Here is a 20076-nt window from a genome sequence, read left to right as displayed (position 1 = left end):
GTCCTAACGCAACACCTTCGCCAGCGTGCGCAGATTGCGCGTCGTCGTCGACGACTTGTAGCGCGGCTTGCCCATCGTCTTGCCGATCGTGCTGTCCAAGGTGCCGCCCTTGGGCACTTGCCAATAGATGACGCCCGCGCCGCGGCCGATCCGCTCGTCGCGTCCGGTGGCCTCGCCGAGTGCGGCCAGTTCGTCGAGCGCCGCTTTGTCGGCGACGAACGTGACGTAGGACTGGTAGCCGTCGACCTCGGGCTCGAACGGGTAGGCCTCGACGATGGCGCGCACCGCCTTGAGGTCGTAGACGAGCACCCAGGCGTCGTAGCCGAAGTTCTCGCGTAGCGCGGCTTCGGCCTTCTTGCGCACCGCCGCGGCACCGGCGGACGACTCCAGCAGGACGTTGCCGCTGGCCAGGATTGTGCGCACGTCAGTGAATCCGGCGTCGGTCAAAGCGCGCGCCACCTCTGCCATTTTGAGGTTGACGCCGCCCACGTTGACGCCCCTCAGGAACGCCGCGTACTTGGTCATCATCCGATTTCACCAGGGCGGCCCGGGCCGACGCGATCCGGGACCGGCTGCTGGACGCGCGACGTAGGCTTTCTCCCATGGGACGCCAAGTCTTCGACGACAAGCTGCTGGCCGTGATCAGTGGAAACTCCCTCGGAGTACTGGCCACCATCAAACGCGACGGACGCCCGCAGTTGTCGAACGTGAGTTACCACTTCGACCCGCGCGACTTGGCCGTGCGGGTGTCGATCACCGAGCCGCGGGCCAAGACGCGCAACCTGCGCCGCGATCCGCGGGCGTCCATCCTGGTCGACGCGGACGACGGGTGGTCGTACGCGGTGGCCGAGGGCACGGCAACTCTGACGCCGCCCGCGGCCGCCCCCGGCGACGACACCGTCGAGGCGTTGATTGCCTTGTACCGCAACATCGCCGGCGAACACCCGGATTGGGACGAGTTCCGCGAGGCGATGGTCACCGATCGGCGGGTGCTACTGACCCTGCCGATCTCGCACGTGTACGGCATGCCGCCCGGAGTGCGGTAGCCGCCCGAATGCGGCGATCCCGGCTAGGCTGCCGGTATGGCTGAATCCAAGTCACCCGAGGCGCCGGAATCGGACGACGACAACAAGCGCAAGTTCCGTGAAGCCCTCGACCGCAAGATGGCCAAGTCGTCGGGTGGGTCCGACCCCAAGACTGGTGGTGGTAAGCAGACGCGCGCGCACGGTCCGGTGGAGAACCGCCGCGAATTCCGGCGCAAGAGCGGCTGACCGGCGGCCGTTGCATCCCAACGCTTTACGGCGGATTCAGCCTTCGAGCGGTGTGAAATGGCTGACCGAAGGGTCGGCCTGGCCCGGCTCGCCACGCACGCTGCCCCGGGTGCTGGGGTGTCCGAAGTTCACTTGGGACGGGTTGTTCTGGTAGGCCCAATCCGCCACGATGGTGCGTTCACGGAACTTCCAGCGGCCGTCGTGTTGGGTATAGCTGTCCAGGTACCGGCCGCCGATGATGACGTCGATGTCGTGGTCGGCCCCGGCGAAGGTGTGAAACACCAGGCAATAGATCTCACCGCGGGCCGTGCTGCCGTCGATCACGAAGTTCGTTGTGGTGATGTTGTGTTGGGAGACACGCACATACGGTTCCGCGGCCTGTAGCTGGGCGATGAACTGTTCGACGCCGCCCGAGGAGAACGAGCCGTGCGAGTCGGTCGCCTCGGGGTGGTACAGGCCGCGAAGCGCGTCATAGTCGGCGCGGTCGACGGCCCGGCAGTAGGCAGTGACGAGTTGATGCAGTTCGTCGCGGTCCAGCATCAGTGCCAAGCGGGCCTCATCCACCACCACGTCACCCAACTCCCTGGTCATTCGCCGGCCGTAAGCGCGTTTCTGATAGGTAGTCTCTCAACACATAGGTCATCGGTTTTAGGGTGTTCAGCGGAAAGGCTGGTCGTTGACGGTGAAACTTTGGCTCGCTCAAGATCCTGAGGCCGACGCGCTGCTGGACGACAATCCGTTGGCCCTGCTCATCGGGATGGTTCTTGATCAGCAGGTGCCGTTCGAGACGGCCTTCTCGGGGCCGAAGAAGATCGCGGACCGGATGGGCAGCTTCGGTGCTCATGAGATCGCCGAGTACGACCCCGACAAGTTCGCGGCGCTGTGTTCGGAAAAGCCTGCGATACACCGCTTTCCGGGGTCGATGGCCAAACGAATCCAGACCCTGGCCCAGATCATTGTGGACCGCTATGACGGCGATGCCGCCGGATTGTGGACCGCCGGGGACCCCAACGGCGAGGAGCTGCTGCGGCGAATCAAGGGGCTACCCGGTTTCGGCGAGGTCAAGGCGCAGATCTTCCTGGCTTTGTTGGGCAAGCAGTACGGCGTCACGGTCAAGGGCTGGCGCGCGGCGGCCGGGCAGTTCGGCAAGGAGGGCACGCACATCTCCGTCGCCGATATCGTCGACGCCCAATCGATGGGCAAAGTGCGTTCCTACAAGAAGCAGATGAAGGCGGCAGCCAAGGCTGCCAAGTAGTAAGTCACCAGAAGGGAAGGGCGGCAACGTGAAGACACACATAACGTGTCCGTGCGGGGAAGCCATCGTCGGCAAGGATGAGGACGAGCTGGTCGAGCTGACCCAGGCTCATCTCGCCAGCGATCATCCGGGTCTCGAATACGATCGCGACGCGATCCTGTTCATGGCGTACTAACTGTCTGACTAAACGCCGAGCGCGCGTGCCCCCGGGGGGGGGCCCGCGCGCCCAGGGCAGGGAACAGTGCTGGCCCTACGGCACCACCGTGGAGCCGATCGTGGGCATGAACTGGCACTGTTTTTCCTTGGTGGTGACCTGCCCGAAAATGGTCGACATGATGCTGCCCGACCCGGTGTCGGCGATCGCGGTCAGCGTCGTCGGCCCGTCGCCGTTGATGTCGGTGCGCGGCTTGAGCGCGACCGTTCCCGATTTGCCCGTGGTCAGGTTGACCCACGTGACGTTCAGCGGCAGCTTCTGCACCTCGGCCGGCCCGGGGGTCCCGACGGCGGTGAACACGTAGGCGGTCTGCCCGGGGCCGGGCCCGGGGGTCGGGATCTTCGCCGGGCCCGCCACCGACAGCGCGGTGGCGATCGCGCTGGTGCCGTCCGCCAGGCAATTGGTGCCGATCGAGGGGTACATGAAGTCCTGCGTGGGCGGAGCGTCCGGGCCGAATCCCGGCGCCGCGGCCGGTGCCGCGGCGGGTGCAGGGGCGGCGGCCGGTGCAGCTTCGGCCGGCGCGGGAGGCGCCGGCACGGGTGCCGCGACGGGTGCGACGGTGGCCGGCGCGGAAGCCGGCGGAGCCGCCACCGGTCCCGGGCCGGCGGCGTGTACCGGGTCGATGCCGGCGGGCAGGTGTGACTGGGCGCCCGCTTCGGCGCCCGCGGCCGGCGGGGCCGCGGCCGGTCCCGGGCCGGCGGCGTGTGCCGGGTCGATGCCGGCGGGCAGGTGCGACTGCGCGCCGGGTTCGACGCCCGCCGCAGGGACGTGCGGCACCGGCGAACCGTCCGGGAAAGCTGTTCCGGGTCCGGTGGCCGGCGAGCCCGGCTGGGCCAGGAATTGATTCACCGACTGGGCGACGTTCCGAGACTCGGTCGGCGCACCCTGGTTGTTGCTGAAGGCCTGCGCCGCCGCCATGAGCAGCTGTGTCGCCTGCCCGGGGTTGGTGGCCGCCTGCTGAATGATCGGGCTCAGCTGCGATAGCGCCGGCAGGCCCGGGAGTTCTTGAGTCGAGTTAGGTTGCGGTGTCGCCGGTTCGGCTGCCGCGCTCGGGCAGAACCCGAACGCGGCAGCCGATGCCGTCACGACAGCGGCCAATCCTTTGGACAGATTCCAAGTGGTTGCCACGGTGTGTCCTCCGGTCAGTAGGGGGTGGCTTTGCTGTCGGGCTAACTACTCAGGGCAGGGCGGCGAGCAGCGGCGCTACCGGGTTGGCCCCGGTTGCCGGTGCGGCCGGTGCGGCCGGCGCCGCCGCCGGCGCCGCCGGAGCCCCGGCCAGTGCCGGCAGGTCCTGCGGCAGGGTCATCTGCGCGGGCATGTTGACCGGCAGATTGGGCAGGAACGCCGGCATGTCGACCTTCGCCTGCGGAATCTGCGGGGTCGGCGGGGTGGCGGGGGCGGTCGGCGTCGACAGCCCCGGGATGGCCGGGAGTCCGGGGATGGACGACGTGGCCGGTGCGGCGGGCGCCGCGGGTGCCGTCTGTCCCAGGCCCGGGATCAACCCCTGCAGGCCCTGCGTGGCCGCCGGGGCAGACGGCGCGGAGGGCGTCGCCGCCTGCGTCAACCCGGGAATCGAGGGGATGCTCGACGCGGGATTCGCCGGTGACGTTGCGGCGGCCGACGGAACTCCCGGGAAGGTGATGCCCGGAGCGGCCGGCGCCGACGGCGGGGTCGCGCCCAGGGCGGTAGCGAGGTTTTGCAGGATTTGGGGCGCGTTGGCCGCCGAACTGATCAGCTGCTGCGGAATGTTCGGAATCGGCGGAGCCGGCACGGGGTCGGCGTGGGCGATACCGCCCGTGAGTAGGGCTGCGGACGAACCGACGACGACCGCCGCGGCACGCATGTAAGTCCAGATGGTTGGCATGACTCTCCCTGGTTGTGGAAAACGGGTCCGCCGCCGAAGTTACGTTGATACTGATGGGACTCAAGTGACACGTGTGGCATTTATTTGATCGTTATTGATACGTGTGGCGGCGGTGACCGAACGCCCGGCGACCAGGACCGTTGGCGGTGACGGGGTCCACCGGTGCCGCTCAGGCCGCCTCGATCGCTAAAGTCGGGCGCATAGACACCACTTCGGCCACCCCGGCGGCACCCCCGCGCCGGCGATTCGCGAGTCTGCTTCGGGCGGCGGCACCCGCGCTCCTGGTCGCCAGCGTCGCCGCGCGACTCGGCTGGACATATCTGTCGCCCCACGGTGCAAACTTCGTCGACCTGCACGTTTACCTCGGCGGCGCCGCCGCGCTCGACCATGCCGGCACGCTGTACAGCTACGTCTACGCCGATCAGACGCCGGACTTCCCGCTGCCGTTCACCTATCCGCCGTTCGCGGCGGTCGTCTTCTACCCGCTGAGCCTGCTGCCCTTCGGCCTGGTCGCCTTCGCGTGGCAGATCGCGACGATGGCCGCGCTGTACGGTGCGATCCGGATCAGCCAGCGGTTGATCGGCGTGGCGCCCGGCGGCGAGGGCCGCCGCATGGCCATGGCGTGGACCGCCGTCACGATCTGGATCGAGCCGCTGCGCAGCACATTCGACTACGGGCAGGTCAACGTGTTGCTGATGCTGGGGGTGCTGTGGGCGGTGCTGACGACGCGCTGGTGGCTGTCGGGCCTGCTGGTCGGCGTCGCGGCCGGAATCAAGCTGACGCCCGCGATCTCCGGTGTCTACCTGCTCGGTGTGCGGCGATGGGCCGCGGCGGCCTTCTCCTTCGTGGTCTTCGTCGCCACCATCGGCGTGTCGGCACTGGTGGTCGGGGACCAGACCCGTTACTACTTCACCAAGCTGCTGGGCGACGCGCATCGCGTGGGCCCCATCGCCACATCGATCAATCAATCCTGGCGCGGCGGCATCTCCCGGATCCTCGGTCACGACGCCGGTTTCGGCCCGCCGGTCCTGGCCGCCATCGCCGTCACCGTGGTGCTGGCCGTGCTGGCCTGGCGGGCGCTGGACCCGTCCGACCGGCTGGGCAAGTTGCTGGTGGTCGAGTTGTTCGGGCTGCTGCTATCGCCGATTTCGTGGACTCACCACTGGGTGTGGCTGGTGCCGCTGATGATCTGGGCGATTCATGGACCGCTGCGCGAGCGGCGCGGCGCCCGGATCGTGGGCTGGGGCTGGCTGGCGCTGACCATCGTCGGCGTGCCATGGCTGCTGCTCTACGCTCAGCCGACCATCTGGCAGACCAGCCGGCCGTGGTATTTGGCGTGGGCCGGCCTGATCTACATCGTGGCGGCGATGGCGACGTTGACCTGGGTCGCCGCCGCGGGCCGATCTCCCGAACGTCACGCTGGCGTGACTGCCGCCGCCGAACGTCACGCCGGAGTGACGGTCGAGGACGGGGCGGCGGACTAACTCCCGACGATCCCGTCGATGTCGTGCGCCATGGCCACGTCCTTCTCGGTTATGCCCCCTTCGGAGTGCGTGACCAGAGCGAAAGTAACCGTCCGCCAACGGATATCAATATCCGGGTGATGGTCCTTGCTCTCCGCGTGCTCGCCGACCCGGCGCACCGCGTCGATGCCGGCGAGGAAACTCGGGAACTTGATCGACCGGCGCAGCGCGCCGTCGGCACGTTCCCATCCGTTGAGATCGGGCAGTGCGGCGTCGACCTGCTCATCCGTTAACACAGCCATCTCTCGACCGTATACCGTCTGGCCATGCCGACCCAGATCGTCGTCGCCGGAGCGGTCATCCGCGGCGCCAGCGTCTTGGTGGCGCAGCGCGTCCGGCCGCCCGAGTTGGCCGGCCGCTGGGAGTTGCCCGGCGGCAAGGTCGCGCCGGGTGAGACGGAGCCCGACGCCCTGGCCCGGGAGCTGGCCGAGGAGCTGGGGCTGACCGTCGGCGACGTCGCGGTGGGCGACCGCGTGGGCGACGACATCGCGCTGGACGGGATGACGCTGCGGGCCTACCGCGTGCACCTGCTCGGCGGCGAGCCGCACGCCCGTGACCACCGGGCGGTGCGCTGGGTGACGGCGGGCGAGCTGACCGATGTCGACTGGGTGCCCGCCGACCGCGCCTGGGTCGCTGACCTGGTACGGACGCTTGCCGGCGGGGCCTCATAACAAGTCCACAGCCTTTCGGCAGCTGACATTCAGCGCCGCAGAAGGTCACGAAGGTGAACTTGGGGATATAACCCAACGTGAACTTGTAGTAAACGAATTGACCTAGAGGTGCGTGCCGGCGGCGATCCTACGTCCGCGTCGGACGCCTCTGGTCCGCAGACCCATGCTGAGCAGACGGATTTTCGTTAACAGGCCGCGTACGGCGGAGGTGATAGGCCCTTCCCGCACCCGATGCGGGTGCGCGGTCCGCGCCGCCCACATCGATGGCGCCGGTCATGCGGCGCGGGCCGACGCTCAATACAACGCACCTGGGGTCGAAACGACGGCCCGGCTACGACGCAGCGATACGGAGTAGAAGGGGTACCTGTTGACTCTCACACCACACGTTGGTGGAGCGCTCGAGGAGTTGCTGGAACGCAGCGGGCGGTTCTTCACGCCCGGCGAGTTCTCGGCCGACCTGCGCACGGTGACACGGCGGGGTGGCCGCGAGGCGGACGTGTTCTACCGCGACCGGTGGAGCCACGACAAGGTGGTGCGCTCCACCCACGGGGTCAACTGCACCGGCTCGTGCTCCTGGAAGATCTACGTCAAGGACGGGATCATCACCTGGGAAACCCAGCAGACCGACTACCCATCGGTGGGCCCGGACCGGCCGGAATACGAGCCGCGCGGATGCCCACGCGGGGCGTCGTTCTCCTGGTACAGCTACTCACCCACCCGGGTGCGTTACCCGTACGCCCGGGGCGTGCTGGTCGAGATGTACCGGGAAGCCAAGGCGCGCCTCGGCGATCCCGTGCTCGCTTGGGCCGACATCCAGGCGGACCCCGAACGTCGACGGCGCTATCAGCGGGCCCGCGGCAAGGGCGGACTGATCCGGATCACCTGGGCCGAGGCCACCGAGCTGATCGCCGCCGCCCACGTGCACACCATCAAGACCTACGGTCCCGACCGGGTCGCCGGCTTCTCGCCGATCCCGGCGATGTCCATGGTGTCCTACGCCGCGGGGTCGCGGTTCTTCGAGCTGATCGGCGCCCCGATGACGTCGTTCTACGACTGGTACGCCGACCTGCCGGTGGCCTCGCCGCAGGTGTTCGGCGATCAGACCGACGTCCCCGAATCCGGAGACTGGTGGGACGCGGCCTATTTGATGATGTGGGGCTCCAACGTGCCGATCACCCGGACCCCCGACGCACACTGGATGGCCGAGGCGCGTTACCGCGGCACCAAGGTGGTGACCGTCAGCCCCGACTACGCCGACAACACCAAGTTCGCCGACGAGTGGATGCCGTGCGCGGCCGGCACCGATGGGGCGCTCGCGATGGCGATGGGGCACGTCATTCTTTCGGAATGCTATGTGCAGAAGGAGGTTCCGTTCTTCGCCGACTTCGCGCGCCGCTACACCGACCTGCCGTTCCTGATCAAGCTGGAAGAGCGCGGCGACATGCTGGTGCCGGGGAAGAACCTCACGGCCGCGGACCTGGGCAGAGGCTTTGAGGCCGAAGAGAATTCAGCGCTCAAGCCGGCGGTGTGGGACGAGGCCACCGACTCGGTGGTGGTGCCGCACGGTTCACTGGGATTCCGCTACGGCGAGGACGGTGTCGGTAAGTGGAACCTCGACCTCGGCGCCCTGGTGCCGGCGCTCAGCGTGCGAAATACCCACGGCGCCGACGGCAATAGCGATACCGCACTGGTGCACCTGGCCAGCTTCGACACGATCAACGGCGAAGGCGCCACCGTGGCGCGCGGTGTCCCGGTGCGCCGCGTCGGCAAGCACCTGGTGTGCACCGTTTTCGACCTGATGCTCGCCCAGTACGGCGTCGGCCGCCCGGGATTGCCCGGCGAATGGCCCACCGGCTACGACGACCCGACCCAGCAGAACACCCCCGCATGGCAGGAGGCGATCACCGGCGTGTCGGCCGCGCAGGCCATCCGCGTTGCCAAGGAATTCGCCCGCAACGCGGAGGAATCCGGCGGCCGGTCCATGATCATCATGGGCAGCGGGATCTGTCAGTGGTTCCACGGCGACGCCATCTACCGGGCTGTGCTCGCGCTGCTGATGCTGACCGGGTCGATGGGGCGCAACGGCGGCGGCTGGGCCCATTACGTCGGCCAGGAAAAGGTACGTCCGCTCACCGGATTTCAGACGATGGCGATGGCCACCGACTGGGTGCGTCCGCCGCGGCAGGTGCCGGGTGCGTCCTACTGGTACGCGCACACCGATCAGTGGCGCTACGACGGCTACGCGGCCGACAAGCTGGCCAGCCCGCTGGGCCGCGGCCGATTCGCGGGCAAACACACGATGGATCTGCTGGCCTCGGCTACCGCGATGGGCTGGAGCCCGTTCTACCCCCAGTTCGACCGGTCCAGCCTGGATGTCGCCGACGAGGCGCGCGCCGCCGGCCGCGACGTCGCCGACTACGTCGCCGAGCAGCTTCGCGACCGCAAGCTCAAGCTCTCGGTCACCGATCCCGACAATCCGGTCAACTGGCCACGGGTGCTTACGGTTTGGCGGGCCAACCTGATCGGATCGTCGGGCAAGGGCGGCGAGTACTTCCTGCGCCACCTGCTGGGCACCGACTCCAATGTGCAGGCCGAGCCGCCGGCCGACGGGATACCGCCCGCCGACGTGGTGTGCGAGGGCGACATCCCCGAGGGCAAGCTCGACCTGATGATGTCGATCGACTTCCGGATGACCTCGACGACATTGGTCTCGGACATCGTGCTGCCGGCAGCGACCTGGTACGAGAAGGCCGACATCTCCAGCACGGACATGCACCCGTACGTGCACGCGTTCAGCGCCGCGACGGATCCGCCCTGGGAAACCCGTTCGGATTTCGAGGCTTTCGGCGCGATCGCGCGCGCCTTCAGCGCACTGGCCAAGCGTCACCTGGGCACCCGCCGCGACGTGGTCCTTACCGCGCTGCAGCATGACACCCCCGACGCGATGGCCTATCCCGATGGCACCGAAGAAGACTGGCTGCACACCGGTGCGACACCGGTGCCCGGGCGCAGCATGGCCAGGCTCACCGTGGTCGAACGCGACTACGGCGCCGTCTATGACAAGTGGCAGACCCTGGGCCCGCTCGTCGAGACGTTCGGCCTGACCACCAAGGGCATCACGGTGCATCCGTTCCGGGAGGTCGAGGAACTGGCGGCCAAGTTTGGTGTGATGAATTCCGGTGCGGCAGCAGGGCGTCCGGCGATCACGACCGCCGCGCGGATGGCCGACGTGCTGCTGCTGTTGTCCGGGACGACCAACGGCCGGCTCGCTGTCGAGGGCTTCCGCGAACTGGAGAAGCGTACGGGTCAACGGCTGGCGCACCTGGCCGAGGGCAGCGAGGAGCGGCGCATCAGCTATGCCGACACCCAGGCGCGTCCTGTCCCGGTGATCACCAGCCCGGAATGGTCGGGCAGCGAAACCGGCGGGCGCCGCTACGCGCCGTTCACCATCAACATCGAAAACCTGAAGCCGTTCCACACGCTGACCGGCCGGATGCACTTCTACCTGGCCCACGACTGGGTCGAGGAACTCGGCGAGCACCTGCCCGTGTTCCGTCCGCCGCTGGACATGTCGCGGCTGTTCGGCCAGCCGCAGCTGGGTCCAACCCCGGACGGTAGGGGCGGGATCGGCCTCACCGTGCGGTATTTGACGCCGCACTCGAAGTGGTCGTTCCACTCGACCTACCAGGACAACCTTTACATGCTGTCGTTGTCCCGGGGCGGGCCGACCATGTGGATGAGCCCCGGCGACGCGGCCAAACTCAAAGTCCGCGACAATGATTGGGTCGAGGCCGTCAATGCCAACGGCATCTACGTGTGCCGTGCCATCGTCTCGCACCGCATGCCCGACGGTGTGGTGTTCGTCTACCACGTGCAGGAACGCACGGTGGACACACCCCGCACCGAAACCAACAACAAGCGTGGCGGCAACCACAACGCGCTGACCCGCGTCCGCATCAAGCCCAGCCACCTCGCCGGGGGCTACGGCCAGCATGCGTTCGCCTTCAACTACATGGGACCGACCGGCAACCAGCGCGACGAGGTCACCGTGGTGCGCCGCCGCAACCAGGAAGTGACGTACTGACGATGAAGGTCATGGCGCAGCTGGCGATGGTGATGAACCTCGACAAGTGCATCGGATGCCACACCTGCTCGGTCACCTGCAAGCAGGCCTGGACCAACCGTCCCGGCACCGAGTACGTGTGGTTCAACAACGTGGAAACCCGTCCGGGCCAAGGCTATCCGCGCACCTATGAGGACCAGGAGCGGTGGCGCGGCGGCTGGATACGCGACAAGAAAGGCCGGCTGCGGTTGCGCGACGGCGGGCGTATCCAGAAGTTGCTGCGCATCTTCGCCAACCCGCGGCTGCCGATCATCGACGACTACTACGAGCCCTGGACCTACGACTACGAGAACCTGACCACGGCGCCCGCGGGTGACACGTTTCCCACCGCGGCACCGAAGAGCCTGATCAGCGGCGAACCGATGAAGATCTCCTGGGGGCCGAACTGGGACGACAACCTGGCCGGGTCACCGGAGATCCTGTCGGGAGACCCGATTCTGAAGAAGGTCAGCGAGGACGTCAAACTCGCGCTCGAAGAGACCTTCATGTTCTATCTGCCCCGGATCTGCGAGCACTGCCTCAACCCGTCCTGCGTGGCGTCGTGCCCGTCGGGCGCGATGTACAAGCGCAGCGAGGACGGCATCGTGCTGGTCGACCAGGACCGGTGCCGGGGGTGGCGGATGTGCGTCTCCGGATGTCCTTACAAGAAGGTCTATTTCAACCACAAGACGGGCAAGGCCGAGAAGTGCACGCTGTGCTATCCGCGGATGGAGGTCGGGTTGCCGACCATCTGCTCGGAGACCTGCGTGGGCCGGCTGCGGTATCTGGGCCTGGTCCTCTACGACGTCGACCAGGTGCTGGAGGCGGCCTCGGTGGAGGACGAAAAAGACCTCTACGAGGCGCAGCGCCGAATCCTGTTGGACCCCAACGATCCTGAAGTCATCACCGCCGCGCGCGCGGAAGGCATCTCCGACGAGTGGATCGAGGCGGCCCAACGCTCGCCGGTCTACGCGCTGATCAACGACTACAAGGTCGCGCTGCCCCTGCACCCGGAATACCGCACCATGCCGATGGTCTGGTACATCCCGCCGCTGTCGCCGGTGGTCGACGCGGTCAGCCGCGACGGTCACGACGGGGAGGACCTCGGCAACCTGTTCGGCGCGCTGGACGCACTGCGCATCCCCATCCAGTACCTGGCCGAATTGTTCACCGCCGGTGACACCGCCGTGGTCGAGGGCGTGTTGCGCCGGCTGGCGGCGATGCGCTCCTACATGCGCGACATCAATCTCGGGCGCGAAACCCGGCCGCACATACCGCAATCCGTTGGGATGACCGAAGAGCAGATCTACGAGATGTACCGGCTGCTGGCCATCGCCAAATACGAAGAGCGCTATGTCATTCCGACCGCGTTCAGCCCGCAGGCCCGCGACCTCGAAGAGATGGGTTGCTCGTTGACGGGCGACGGTGGCCCGGGCATGTACGAGTCGGGTGACCCGGTCCCGGTCGCCGTGGAGACGTTCCACGCGCTCAAGCGGCCCGGCGGCGAGGCGGCCGCCAACGGCCAGCGGTCCGCGCGGGTGAACCTGCTGAATTGGGACGGGCGCCAGGTGCCCGCCGGGATGTTTCCCGAAGAGCAGAAGCAATGAGGCTGCTGGCCGGGCGCCGCGGACGCACCAATACCCTGCAGGACCGACTGGTGTGGCAGGCGGCATCGCTGCTGCTGGCCTACCCGGACGACGAGCTGCCTGCGCGGCTGGACACCGTCGACGAACTGCTCAGCCACATCGGCGGGCCCGAGGCGACGCTGCTCGGACAGACGGTGGCCGCGCTGCGCGCTCGCGAGCCGATGGCCGCCGCGATGGACTACGTCGCGACGTTCGACATGCGGCGCCACTGCACGATGTACCTGACGTACTGGACCGCCGGGGACACCCGAAACCGCGGCCGGGAGATGGTCGAGTTCGCCGCCGCTTACCGGGAATCCGGCGTGCAGCCTCCGCGCGCCGAGGCGCCCGATCACCTGCCCGTCGTCCTCGAGTTCGCCGCCACCGTCGATCCCGAGGTCGGGCGGCGGTTGCTGACCGATCACCGCGTTCCTATCGACGTCTTGCGGGGCGCCCTCGCCGACGCGAAGTCGCCCTACGAGCCCACCGTGGCGGCGGTGTGCGCGACGCTGCCCGCCGCGACGGACCAGGACGCGCGCCGCGCCGAGCGCCTGGCGCAGGCCGGGCCGCCGGCCGAAGCCGTTGGGCTGCAACCCTTTAACTTGACCGTGCCGCCCCGACGCGAAGGAGCGCCAGGTGTTTAGCAATGTGTTGTTCTGGGACATCGCGCCGTACGTCACGCTGACCGTCTTGATCGTCGGCACCTGGTGGCGGTACCGCTACGACAAGTTCGGCTGGACCTCCCGTTCCTCGCAGATCTACGAGTCGCGGCTGTTGCGGGTGGCCAGCCCGATGTTCCACTTCGGCATCCTGGCGGTTTTCGCCGGACACGTGATGGGCTTGTTCATCCCGCCGCGGGTGACGCACATGCTGAAGATGAGCGACCACGTCTACCATCTGCAGGCGGTCATCGCCGGGTCGGCCGCCGGCCTGGCGACCCTGGCCGGGATCGGATTGCTGATCTACCGGCGGTTCACCCGCCCGGCGGTGTCCATGGCCACCACCCGCAGCGACAAGCTGATGTATGTGGTGCTGGTGCTGGCCATCGTGGTGGGCCTGTACTGCGACCTGATCGGCACCGGGCCGCACGGCGGCGAATTCCACTACCGGTACACGGTCGGGCTGTGGTTCCGCCGGATTTGGATCTTCCAGCCGCACGGCGAGGTGATGATCAACGCGCCGCTGGACTACCAGCTGCACGCCTTGATCGGCATGGTGCTGTTCACGCTGCTGCCGTTCACCCGGCTGGTGCACATCTTCAGCGCGCCGATCGCCTACCTGTTCCGGCCGTACATCGTTTACCGCAGCCGCGAATCCGAGGGCGAATTGGTCGGCACCGCGCCGCGCCGCAGGGGATGGTAGGGGGCCCTCGGCGGCCCGTTGAGTGTGCGTCCTGGGCTTTCGGTGTGCGGCCAGGGTGTCGACACGCCATGCCGGGCCGCCCTGGACGCACACCGGACAGCGCGCGGGCCGCACCTGCCAGTTCGCCTTCGAGTTCGCTTTGGGAGGCCCCCCGCTGCCACAATCACCGACGTGCCATTTCGTAACGTCGCCATCGTCGCCCACGTCGACCACGGCAAGACCACCCTCGTGGACGCGATGCTGCGGCAATCCGGGGCGCTGCATCACCGCGGTGACGACACCCAGGAACGCATCATGGACAGCGGTGACCTCGAGAAGGAAAAAGGCATCACCATCCTGGCCAAGAACACCGCCGTGCACCGCGTCAACGCCGACGGCACGGTGACCGTGATCAACGTCATCGACACCCCCGGGCACGCCGACTTCGGCGGGGAGGTGGAACGCGGGCTGTCCATGGTGGACGGCGTGCTGCTGCTGGTCGACGCGTCCGAAGGGCCGCTGCCGCAGACGCGGTTCGTGCTGCGCAAGGCGCTGGCCGCACACCTTCCGGTGATCCTTGTTGTCAACAAGACCGACCGGCCCGACGCGCGCATCGCCGAGGTGGTGGACTCCAGCCACGACCTGCTGCTGGACGTCGCGTCCGACCTCGACGACGAGGCCGCCAAGGCGGCCGAGCACGCGCTGGGCCTTCCGACGCTGTACGCGTCCGGCCGGGCCGGCGTGGCCAGCACCACCCAGCCGGCCGACGGCGAGGTGCCCGCCGGCGACAACCTGGACCCGCTGTTCGACGTGCTGATGGAGCACATTCCCCCGCCGTCGGGCGACCCCGAGGCGCCGCTGCAGGCGTTGGTGACCAACCTCGACGCGTCGGCCTTCCTCGGGCGGCTCGCCCTGATCCGCATCTACAACGGCAAGCTGCGCAAGGGCCAGCAGGTGGCCTGGATGCGCGAGGTCGACGGGCTGCCAGTCATCACCAGCGCCAAGATCACCGAGTTGCTCGCGACCGAGGGCGTCGAGCGCAGCGCGACCGACGAGGCGATCGCCGGCGACATCGTGGCGGTCGCCGGCCTGCCCGAGATCATGATCGGCGACACGCTGGCCGATCCCGATCACGCCCACGCGCTGCCCCGCATCACCGTCGACGAGCCGGCGATCTCGGTGACGATCGGTACCAACACCTCGCCGCTGGCGGGCAAGGTTTCGGGCCACAAGCTGACCGCGCGCATGGTCCGCAATCGCCTGGACCAAGAGCTGGTCGGCAACGTGTCGATCCGGGTCGTGGACATCGGCAGGCCCGACGCCTGGGAGGTGCAGGGCCGCGGCGAGCTCGCCCTGGCGGTCCTGGTCGAACAGATGCGCCGCGAGGGTTTCGAGCTCACCGTCGGCAAGCCGCAGGTGGTGACCCGCACGATCGACGGCAAGCTGCACGAGCCGTTCGAGGCGATGACCATCGACTGCCCCGAAGAGTTCGTCGGCGCGATCACCCAGCTGATGGCTGCCCGCAAGGGCCGCATGGAGGAGATGACCAACCACGCCGCCGGCTGGGTCCGGATGGACTTCATCGTGCCCAGTCGCGGGCTGATCGGGTTCCGCACCGATTTCCTGACCATCACGCGCGGCACCGGTATCGCCAATGCCGTGTTCGACGGCTACCGGCCGTGGGCGGGGGAGATCCGGGCCCGCCACACCGGGTCGCTGGTCTCCGACCGCAGCGGCACCATCACGCCGTTCGCGCTGATTCAGCTCGCCGATCGCGGACAGTTCTTCGTCGAACCCGGCCAGGACACCTACGAGGGCATGGTCGTCGGAATCAACCCGCGCGCAGAGGATCTCGACATCAACGTCACCCGGGAGAAGAAGCTCACCAACATGCGGTCGTCGACGGCGGACGTCATCGAGACGTTGGCCAAGCCGCTCGAGCTCGACCTCGAACAGGCCATGGAGTTCTGTGCGCAAGACGAATGCGTCGAGGTGACCCCGGAGATCGTCCGCGTCCGCAAGGTGGAGCTGGATGCCACGACCCGGGGCCGCAGCCGGGCGCGGGCCAAGGCCCGGGGTTAATCGGGCGTGCTTGGGCGGGCTGCTGGGCAGCTGCTCGATACCCTGATCGGCATGCCGAGACGAGTCCGCCGATTCTTCGTGACGGTGGGTGTGGTCGTCTCGCTGGCCGGATTGGCGCTCGCGGCGTGCACGGTCAACCCGCCGCCGGCGCCGCAGAGCACCGACACTCCGCACAACTCGCCGCCGCCGCCGCCGCGGCCGACCCAGATCATCATGGGCATCGACTCGATCGGGGCCGGCTTCAACCCGCACCTGCTGTCCGACCTGTCCCCGGTGAACGCGGCGATCAGCGCGCTAGTGCTGCCCAGCGCGTTCCGGCCGGTGCCCGACCCCGGCACCCCGACGGGCTCACGCTGGGAGATGGACCCGACCCTGCTGGAGTCGGCCGAGGTCACCGGCCAGAACCCGTTCACGGTGACCTACAAGATCCGGCCGGAGGCGCAGTGGACCGACAACGCCCCGATCGCCGCCGACGACTTCTGGTACCTATGGCGGCAGATGGTCAGCCAGCCCGGCGTCGTCGACCCCGCCGGGTACGACCTCATCACCGGCGTGCAGTCGCTCGAGGGCGGCAAGCAGGCGGTGGTCACCTTCGCCCAGCCCTACCCGTCGTGGAAAGAGCTGTTCAGCAACATCCTTCCGGCGCACATCGTCAAGGACGTGCCGGGCGGTTTCGCGGCCGGGCTGGCCCGAGCGCTCCCGGTGACCGGCGGCCAGTTTCGGGTGGAGAGCATCGATCCGCAGCGCGACGAGATCCTGGTGGCCCGCAACGACCGCTACTGGGGATCACCGGCCAAGCCCGCGCTCATCCTCTTCCGGCGTGCCGGGGCGCCGGCCGCGCTGGCCGACTCCGTGCGCAATGGGGACACCCAGGTCGCGCAGGTGCACGGCGGATCGGCGGCCTTCGCACAGCTGTCCGCCATCCCCGACGTGCGCACCGCCCGGATCGTGACGCCCCGGGTCATGCAGCTGACCCTGCGCGCCAACGAGCCCAAGCTGTCCGACACGCAGGTGCGCAAGGCGATCCTCGGGCTGCTCGACGTCGACCTGCTGGCGGCGGTGGGCGCGGGTAGCGACAACACCGTCACGCTGGACCAGGCCCAGATCCGGGCCCCCAGCGATCCCGGCTACGAGCCGACCGCGCCCCCCGCGATGACGACGCCGGCGGCGCTGGCGTTGCTGGAGGGATCCGGCTACAAGGTCGAGGGCAACTCGTCGGGGTCCCCGGCGCCGACACCGGCGAACACCGCGCCGCCCGAAGTCATCCGCGGCCGGATCAGCAAGGACGGTCAACAGCTGGCGCTGGTCATCGGCGTGGCGGTCAACGACCCGACGTCCGTCGCGGTCGCCAACACCGCGGCCGACCAGTTGCGCAACGTCGGCATCGCCGCCAGCGTGCTGGCGCTGGACCCGGTGACGCTGTATCGCGACGCGCTGAACAACCACCAGGTGGACGCGATCGTCGGCTGGCACCAGGCGGGTGGCAATCTGGCGACGCGCTTGGCGTCGCGGTACGGCTGCCCGGCCCTGGAATCGACGCAGGTGCCGGCGTCCACCGGGCCGACGACCACCACCTCTTCTCCTGGACCGGTCTCGCCATCGACCACCGGACCGGGCACCTCCGCCACCACGCCGACGTCGACGCCGCCGCCCAGCCGCCCGGCTGACCCCAACGCCTTGGTGCAGGCGCCGTCCAACCTCACCGGGATCTGCGATCGCAGCGTTCAGTCCAACATCGACGCCGCGCTGAACGGCACCAAGAGCATCAACGACGTGATCACCGCGGTCGAGCCGCGCCTGTGGAACATGTCCACCGTATTGCCGATCCTGCAGGACACCACGATCGTCGGCGCCGGCCCTAGCGTGCAGAACGTCAGCCTGTCGGGCGCGGTGCCGGTCGGCATCGTCGGCGACGCCGGCCAGTGGATCAAGACCGGGCCGTAGCCCGCGTCGTCAGTCGGCCGCCCGCCCCGGTCGCGGCGGGATCACGGTGTCGACGATCAGCGCCAGCTCCCGGCGGTTCGGCGGCGATCCGGTCAGCAGGAAGTGCTGGTTGATCAAAGCCGGGCCGATGCGGGCGGTCAGCGGGGTGATCAGCGCCGGATCGAGCTCGCCCTCCGCGACGGCGGCCCGCAGGATCGATTCGATGATCTGCAGGCGGGGGGCCACCACGGCGTCGGCGAAGATGGCGCGCATCTCGGGTTCGTGCAGGAGCTGGTTGACGGTGGCCATGCCGGGGAAGGCGGTCTTCCCGGCGCAGACGTCGCGGTGGGCGCTGAACACCGTCAGCAGGTTCTCCCGGGCCGACCGGCCGGCACGCGCCTCCGGCAACGGCGGCAAGGTATGGACCAGTGCGGCGTGCACGAGCTCGCACTTGGTCGCCCACCGCCGGTACAGGGCCGCCTTGCCGGTGTGGGCGCGCGCCGCGATTCCCTCCATCGTCAGGCCGCCGTAGCCGACCTCGGCCAATTCGGCCAGGGTGGCCTCGTAGAGCGCCCGCTCGAGGACCTCGCCCCGTCGGCGGCTCCGGCCACCGGTCGGGGCGGTCTGGGTGAGCTGCGGCATCCCTCGATAGTAGCCGTATGCGTTCCTATCGGTGGCGACGAGACCGCCAACGGGCCTGCGCTGCGGGTAGGGTGCGTCCATGTCCGAGACGCCCCGGCTGCTCTTCGTCCACGCGCATCCCGACGACGAGAGCCTCAGCAACGGCGCCACCATCGCCCACTACACCGCCCGCGGAGCCGACGTGCGCGTCGTCACCTGCACACTCGGCGAAGAGGGTGAGGTCATCGGCGACCGCTGGGCCGGCCTGGCCGTCGATCACGCGGACCAGTTGGGGGGCTACCGCATCGGCGAGCTCACCGCGGCGCTGCGTGCGCTCGGCGTCGGTGCCCCCCACTACCTGGGCGGCGCCGGGCGCTGGCGCGACTCGGGCATGCAGGGGACGCCGGGGCGGGGGCGGCGGCGGTTCATCGACGCCGACGAGGGTGAGGCCGTCGGCGAGTTGGTCGCCGTCATTCGCGCGCACCGCCCGCACGTCGTGGTGACCTACGACCCGGGCGGCGGCTACGGCCACCCCGACCACGTCCACACCCATACCGTCACAACGGCCGCCGTGGCGGCTGCCGGCTCCGGCGACTTCCCCGGCGAGCCGTGGACCGTGCCGAAGTTCTACTGGTCGGTGTTCGCCACCCGCGCCTTCCTGGCGGGCATGCGTGCGCTCAATGGCGAGGACCTGCGGCCCGAGTGGGCGATCCCCCCGGAGGAAGAGTTCGGCTTCGGGTACGCGGACTCCGACATCGATGCCGTCGTCGAGCCCGGCCATGACGCCTGGGCGGCAAAGCGGGCGGCGCTCGCCGCGCACGCCACCCAGGTGGTCGTGGGACCAACCGGCCGGGCCTGCGCCCTGTCGAACAACATGGCTCTGCCGATCCTCGCCGAGGAGCACTACGTGCTGGCGGCCGGCGCGGCGGGGGAGCGCGACGAGCGCGGTTGGGAAACAGATCTGCTTGCGGGGCTTGATTTCACCGCGACCGGCACGGGGTAGGCTTGCCAATCAGGCAGCCACGGAAGGATTTCGCATGGACCCCGACCTGGACCCTAATCAGCAGCATTGGCAGGACCGGCTCGACAGCCTGCAGTGGGTTATCGGCTCGATACTCTCCAACATCGACAGCGTCCCGACCTGACCGAAACCAAGCCGCGCGCCGCATCTCTCGAAGACATCGGCGCGACAGACCCCGCGATACGGTTCGTTGTCTTGGCGTTGTTGGCCGTCGACGGGGTCCTTTCCGCACTGGCCGGGGCCCTGCTGCTGCCTTCCTATATCGGGTCGGTCCCGTTTCCCATCAGCGGCTTGATTTCTGGATTGGTCAACGCCGCGCTGGTGTGGGCCGCCGGCCGGTGGACCACATCGTCGCGGCTGGCCGCGCTGCCGTTGTGGACGTGGCTGCTCACGGTGGCGGTGATCAGCATGGGCGGCCCGGCCGACGACGTGATCCTGGGGGGTCGCGGCCTGATGGCCTACGGGGCGTTGCTGCTGATCGTGCTGGGTGTGGTCCCGCCGTTCTGGGTGCTGTGGCGGCGCGGGCGCCGGCCCTGAGGTTCATGCGGTCACGCGGGCCGGGA

At 68.6% G+C, this 20076-nt stretch carries 20 protein-coding genes; 14 read left to right on the top strand and 6 right to left on the bottom strand.

Annotated features, from left to right (window positions below):
• Positions 1 to 3: 3 nt before the first annotated feature.
• Positions 4 to 525: a DUF1697 domain-containing protein gene (locus A5750_RS04650; protein ID WP_066951590.1), complete on the bottom strand. Its 522-nt coding sequence runs from the start codon at positions 523 to 525 to the stop codon at positions 4 to 6.
• 77 nt (positions 526 to 602) lie between these two features.
• Between A5750_RS04650 and A5750_RS04645 the strand changes: the two genes are divergently transcribed.
• Positions 603 to 1046, top strand: a complete 444-nt coding sequence (locus A5750_RS04645; RefSeq protein ID WP_066951545.1) for a PPOX class F420-dependent oxidoreductase — start codon at positions 603 to 605, stop codon at positions 1044 to 1046.
• A 36-nt stretch (positions 1047 to 1082) separates the two neighbouring features.
• Positions 1083 to 1271: a DUF5302 domain-containing protein gene (locus A5750_RS04640; RefSeq protein ID WP_066951543.1), complete on the top strand. Its 189-nt coding sequence runs from the start codon at positions 1083 to 1085 to the stop codon at positions 1269 to 1271.
• 36 nt (positions 1272 to 1307) lie between these two features.
• Here A5750_RS04640 and A5750_RS04635 read toward each other — a convergent pair whose 3' ends face one another.
• On the bottom strand, positions 1308 to 1841 hold the full coding sequence (locus A5750_RS04635) for a nuclear transport factor 2 family protein (RefSeq protein ID WP_066951587.1): 534 nt from the start codon (positions 1839 to 1841) through the stop codon (positions 1308 to 1310).
• A 112-nt stretch (positions 1842 to 1953) separates the two neighbouring features.
• Between A5750_RS04635 and A5750_RS04630 the strand changes: the two genes are divergently transcribed.
• Positions 1954 to 2526, top strand: coding sequence for an HhH-GPD-type base excision DNA repair protein (locus tag A5750_RS04630; RefSeq protein WP_066951540.1), 573 nt, complete (start codon positions 1954 to 1956; stop codon positions 2524 to 2526).
• Between the two features lie 28 nt (positions 2527 to 2554).
• The gene (locus A5750_RS04625; RefSeq protein WP_066951537.1) at positions 2555 to 2701 is read left to right on the top strand and encodes a DUF1059 domain-containing protein; all 147 of its coding nucleotides are present in this window, start codon (positions 2555 to 2557) and stop codon (positions 2699 to 2701) included.
• Positions 2702 to 2776: 75 nt separating this feature from the next.
• Here the strand turns inward: A5750_RS04625 and A5750_RS04620 are convergent, their stop codons facing one another.
• Complete coding sequence (locus A5750_RS04620) at positions 2777 to 3868, bottom strand: hypothetical protein (RefSeq protein ID WP_066951528.1); 1092 nt, start codon at positions 3866 to 3868, stop codon at positions 2777 to 2779.
• Positions 3869 to 3917: 49 nt separating this feature from the next.
• On the bottom strand, positions 3918 to 4604 hold the full coding sequence (locus tag A5750_RS04615) for a hypothetical protein (RefSeq protein WP_066951525.1): 687 nt from the start codon (positions 4602 to 4604) through the stop codon (positions 3918 to 3920).
• 146 nt (positions 4605 to 4750) lie between these two features.
• On the opposite strand from A5750_RS04615, the gene A5750_RS04610 reads away from it, so the two are divergent.
• Positions 4751 to 6088 (top strand): mannosyltransferase, encoded by a 1338-nt coding sequence (locus A5750_RS04610; RefSeq protein ID WP_066951522.1) that lies wholly within the window; start codon positions 4751 to 4753, stop codon positions 6086 to 6088.
• Here A5750_RS04610 and A5750_RS04605 read toward each other — a convergent pair.
• Positions 6085 to 6369 (bottom strand): 4a-hydroxytetrahydrobiopterin dehydratase, encoded by a 285-nt coding sequence (locus tag A5750_RS04605; protein WP_066951520.1) that lies wholly within the window; start codon positions 6367 to 6369, stop codon positions 6085 to 6087. The genes A5750_RS04610 and A5750_RS04605 overlap by 4 nt on opposite strands.
• A 24-nt stretch (positions 6370 to 6393) precedes the next feature.
• On the opposite strand from A5750_RS04605, the gene A5750_RS04600 reads away from it, so the two are divergent.
• The 7 genes from A5750_RS04600 (at position 6394) to A5750_RS04570 (ending at position 17892) form a co-directional block, all read left to right on the top strand.
• The gene (locus A5750_RS04600; protein ID WP_066951516.1) at positions 6394 to 6798 is read left to right on the top strand and encodes a (deoxy)nucleoside triphosphate pyrophosphohydrolase; all 405 of its coding nucleotides are present in this window, start codon (positions 6394 to 6396) and stop codon (positions 6796 to 6798) included.
• 367 nt (positions 6799 to 7165) lie between these two features.
• Positions 7166 to 10882 carry a nitrate reductase subunit alpha gene (locus A5750_RS04595; RefSeq protein WP_066951512.1) on the top strand — a complete coding sequence of 1239 codons (3717 nt, stop codon included), beginning with the start codon at positions 7166 to 7168 and terminating at the stop codon, positions 10880 to 10882.
• 2 nt (positions 10883 to 10884) lie between these two features.
• Entirely contained in the window at positions 10885 to 12507 is a 1623-nt protein-coding gene (gene narH, locus A5750_RS04590) for a nitrate reductase subunit beta (RefSeq protein WP_066951509.1), read from the top strand.
• Entirely contained in the window at positions 12504 to 13169 is a 666-nt protein-coding gene (gene narJ / locus A5750_RS04585) for a nitrate reductase molybdenum cofactor assembly chaperone (protein WP_066951505.1), read from the top strand. The genes narH and narJ overlap by 4 nt, the downstream gene beginning before the upstream one ends.
• A complete protein-coding gene (gene narI, locus A5750_RS04580; protein WP_066951502.1) occupies positions 13162 to 13887 on the top strand; it encodes a respiratory nitrate reductase subunit gamma in 726 nt (241 codons plus the stop codon). Before narJ ends, narI begins: the two co-directional genes overlap by 8 nt.
• 171 nt (positions 13888 to 14058) lie before the next feature.
• Positions 14059 to 15948 (top strand): translational GTPase TypA, encoded by a 1890-nt coding sequence (gene typA, locus A5750_RS04575; protein ID WP_066951499.1) that lies wholly within the window; start codon positions 14059 to 14061, stop codon positions 15946 to 15948.
• A 45-nt stretch (positions 15949 to 15993) separates the two neighbouring features.
• Entirely contained in the window at positions 15994 to 17892 is a 1899-nt protein-coding gene (locus tag A5750_RS04570; RefSeq protein WP_197505347.1) for an ABC transporter family substrate-binding protein, read from the top strand.
• A gap of 9 nt (positions 17893 to 17901) precedes the next feature.
• Here A5750_RS04570 and A5750_RS04565 read toward each other — a convergent pair whose 3' ends face one another.
• Positions 17902 to 18513: a TetR/AcrR family transcriptional regulator gene (locus A5750_RS04565; protein ID WP_067261340.1), complete on the bottom strand. Its 612-nt coding sequence runs from the start codon at positions 18511 to 18513 to the stop codon at positions 17902 to 17904.
• A 79-nt stretch (positions 18514 to 18592) separates the two neighbouring features.
• On the opposite strand from A5750_RS04565, the gene mshB reads away from it, so the two are divergent.
• Together mshB and A5750_RS04555 are read left to right on the top strand one after the other, a co-directional pair.
• Entirely contained in the window at positions 18593 to 19495 is a 903-nt protein-coding gene (gene mshB / locus A5750_RS04560; RefSeq protein ID WP_067261338.1) for an N-acetyl-1-D-myo-inositol-2-amino-2-deoxy-alpha-D-glucopyranoside deacetylase, read from the top strand.
• A gap of 93 nt (positions 19496 to 19588) precedes the next feature.
• Positions 19589 to 20050, top strand: coding sequence for a hypothetical protein (locus tag A5750_RS04555; RefSeq protein ID WP_066951487.1), 462 nt, complete (start codon positions 19589 to 19591; stop codon positions 20048 to 20050).
• Positions 20051 to 20076 lie beyond the last annotated feature (26 nt).

The organism is Mycobacterium sp. 852002-51613_SCH5001154, from assembly GCF_001667425.1.
GTDB lineage: Bacteria > Actinomycetota > Actinomycetes > Mycobacteriales > Mycobacteriaceae > Mycobacterium.
Note: the sequence above shows the minus strand (reverse complement) of the source record. Positions and strands in the feature narration are given on the sequence as shown.

Coding starts and splice junctions, on each gene's coding strand:
- A5750_RS04650 (WP_066951590.1), bottom strand. CDS start 525: ATGACCAAGTACGCGGCGTTCCTGAGGGGCGTCAACGTGGGCGGCGTC.
- A5750_RS04645 (WP_066951545.1), top strand. CDS start 603: ATGGGACGCCAAGTCTTCGACGACAAGCTGCTGGCCGTGATCAGTGGA.
- A5750_RS04640 (WP_066951543.1), top strand. CDS start 1,083: ATGGCTGAATCCAAGTCACCCGAGGCGCCGGAATCGGACGACGACAAC.
- A5750_RS04615 (WP_066951525.1), bottom strand. CDS start 4,604: ATGCCAACCATCTGGACTTACATGCGTGCCGCGGCGGTCGTCGTCGGT.
- A5750_RS04605 (WP_066951520.1), bottom strand. CDS start 6,369: ATGGCTGTGTTAACGGATGAGCAGGTCGACGCCGCACTGCCCGATCTC.
- A5750_RS04600 (WP_066951516.1), top strand. CDS start 6,394: ATGCCGACCCAGATCGTCGTCGCCGGAGCGGTCATCCGCGGCGCCAGC.
- narH (WP_066951509.1), top strand. CDS start 10,885: ATGAAGGTCATGGCGCAGCTGGCGATGGTGATGAACCTCGACAAGTGC.
- narJ (WP_066951505.1), top strand. CDS start 12,504: ATGAGGCTGCTGGCCGGGCGCCGCGGACGCACCAATACCCTGCAGGAC.
- A5750_RS04565 (WP_067261340.1), bottom strand. CDS start 18,513: ATGCCGCAGCTCACCCAGACCGCCCCGACCGGTGGCCGGAGCCGCCGA.
- mshB (WP_067261338.1), top strand. CDS start 18,593: ATGTCCGAGACGCCCCGGCTGCTCTTCGTCCACGCGCATCCCGACGAC.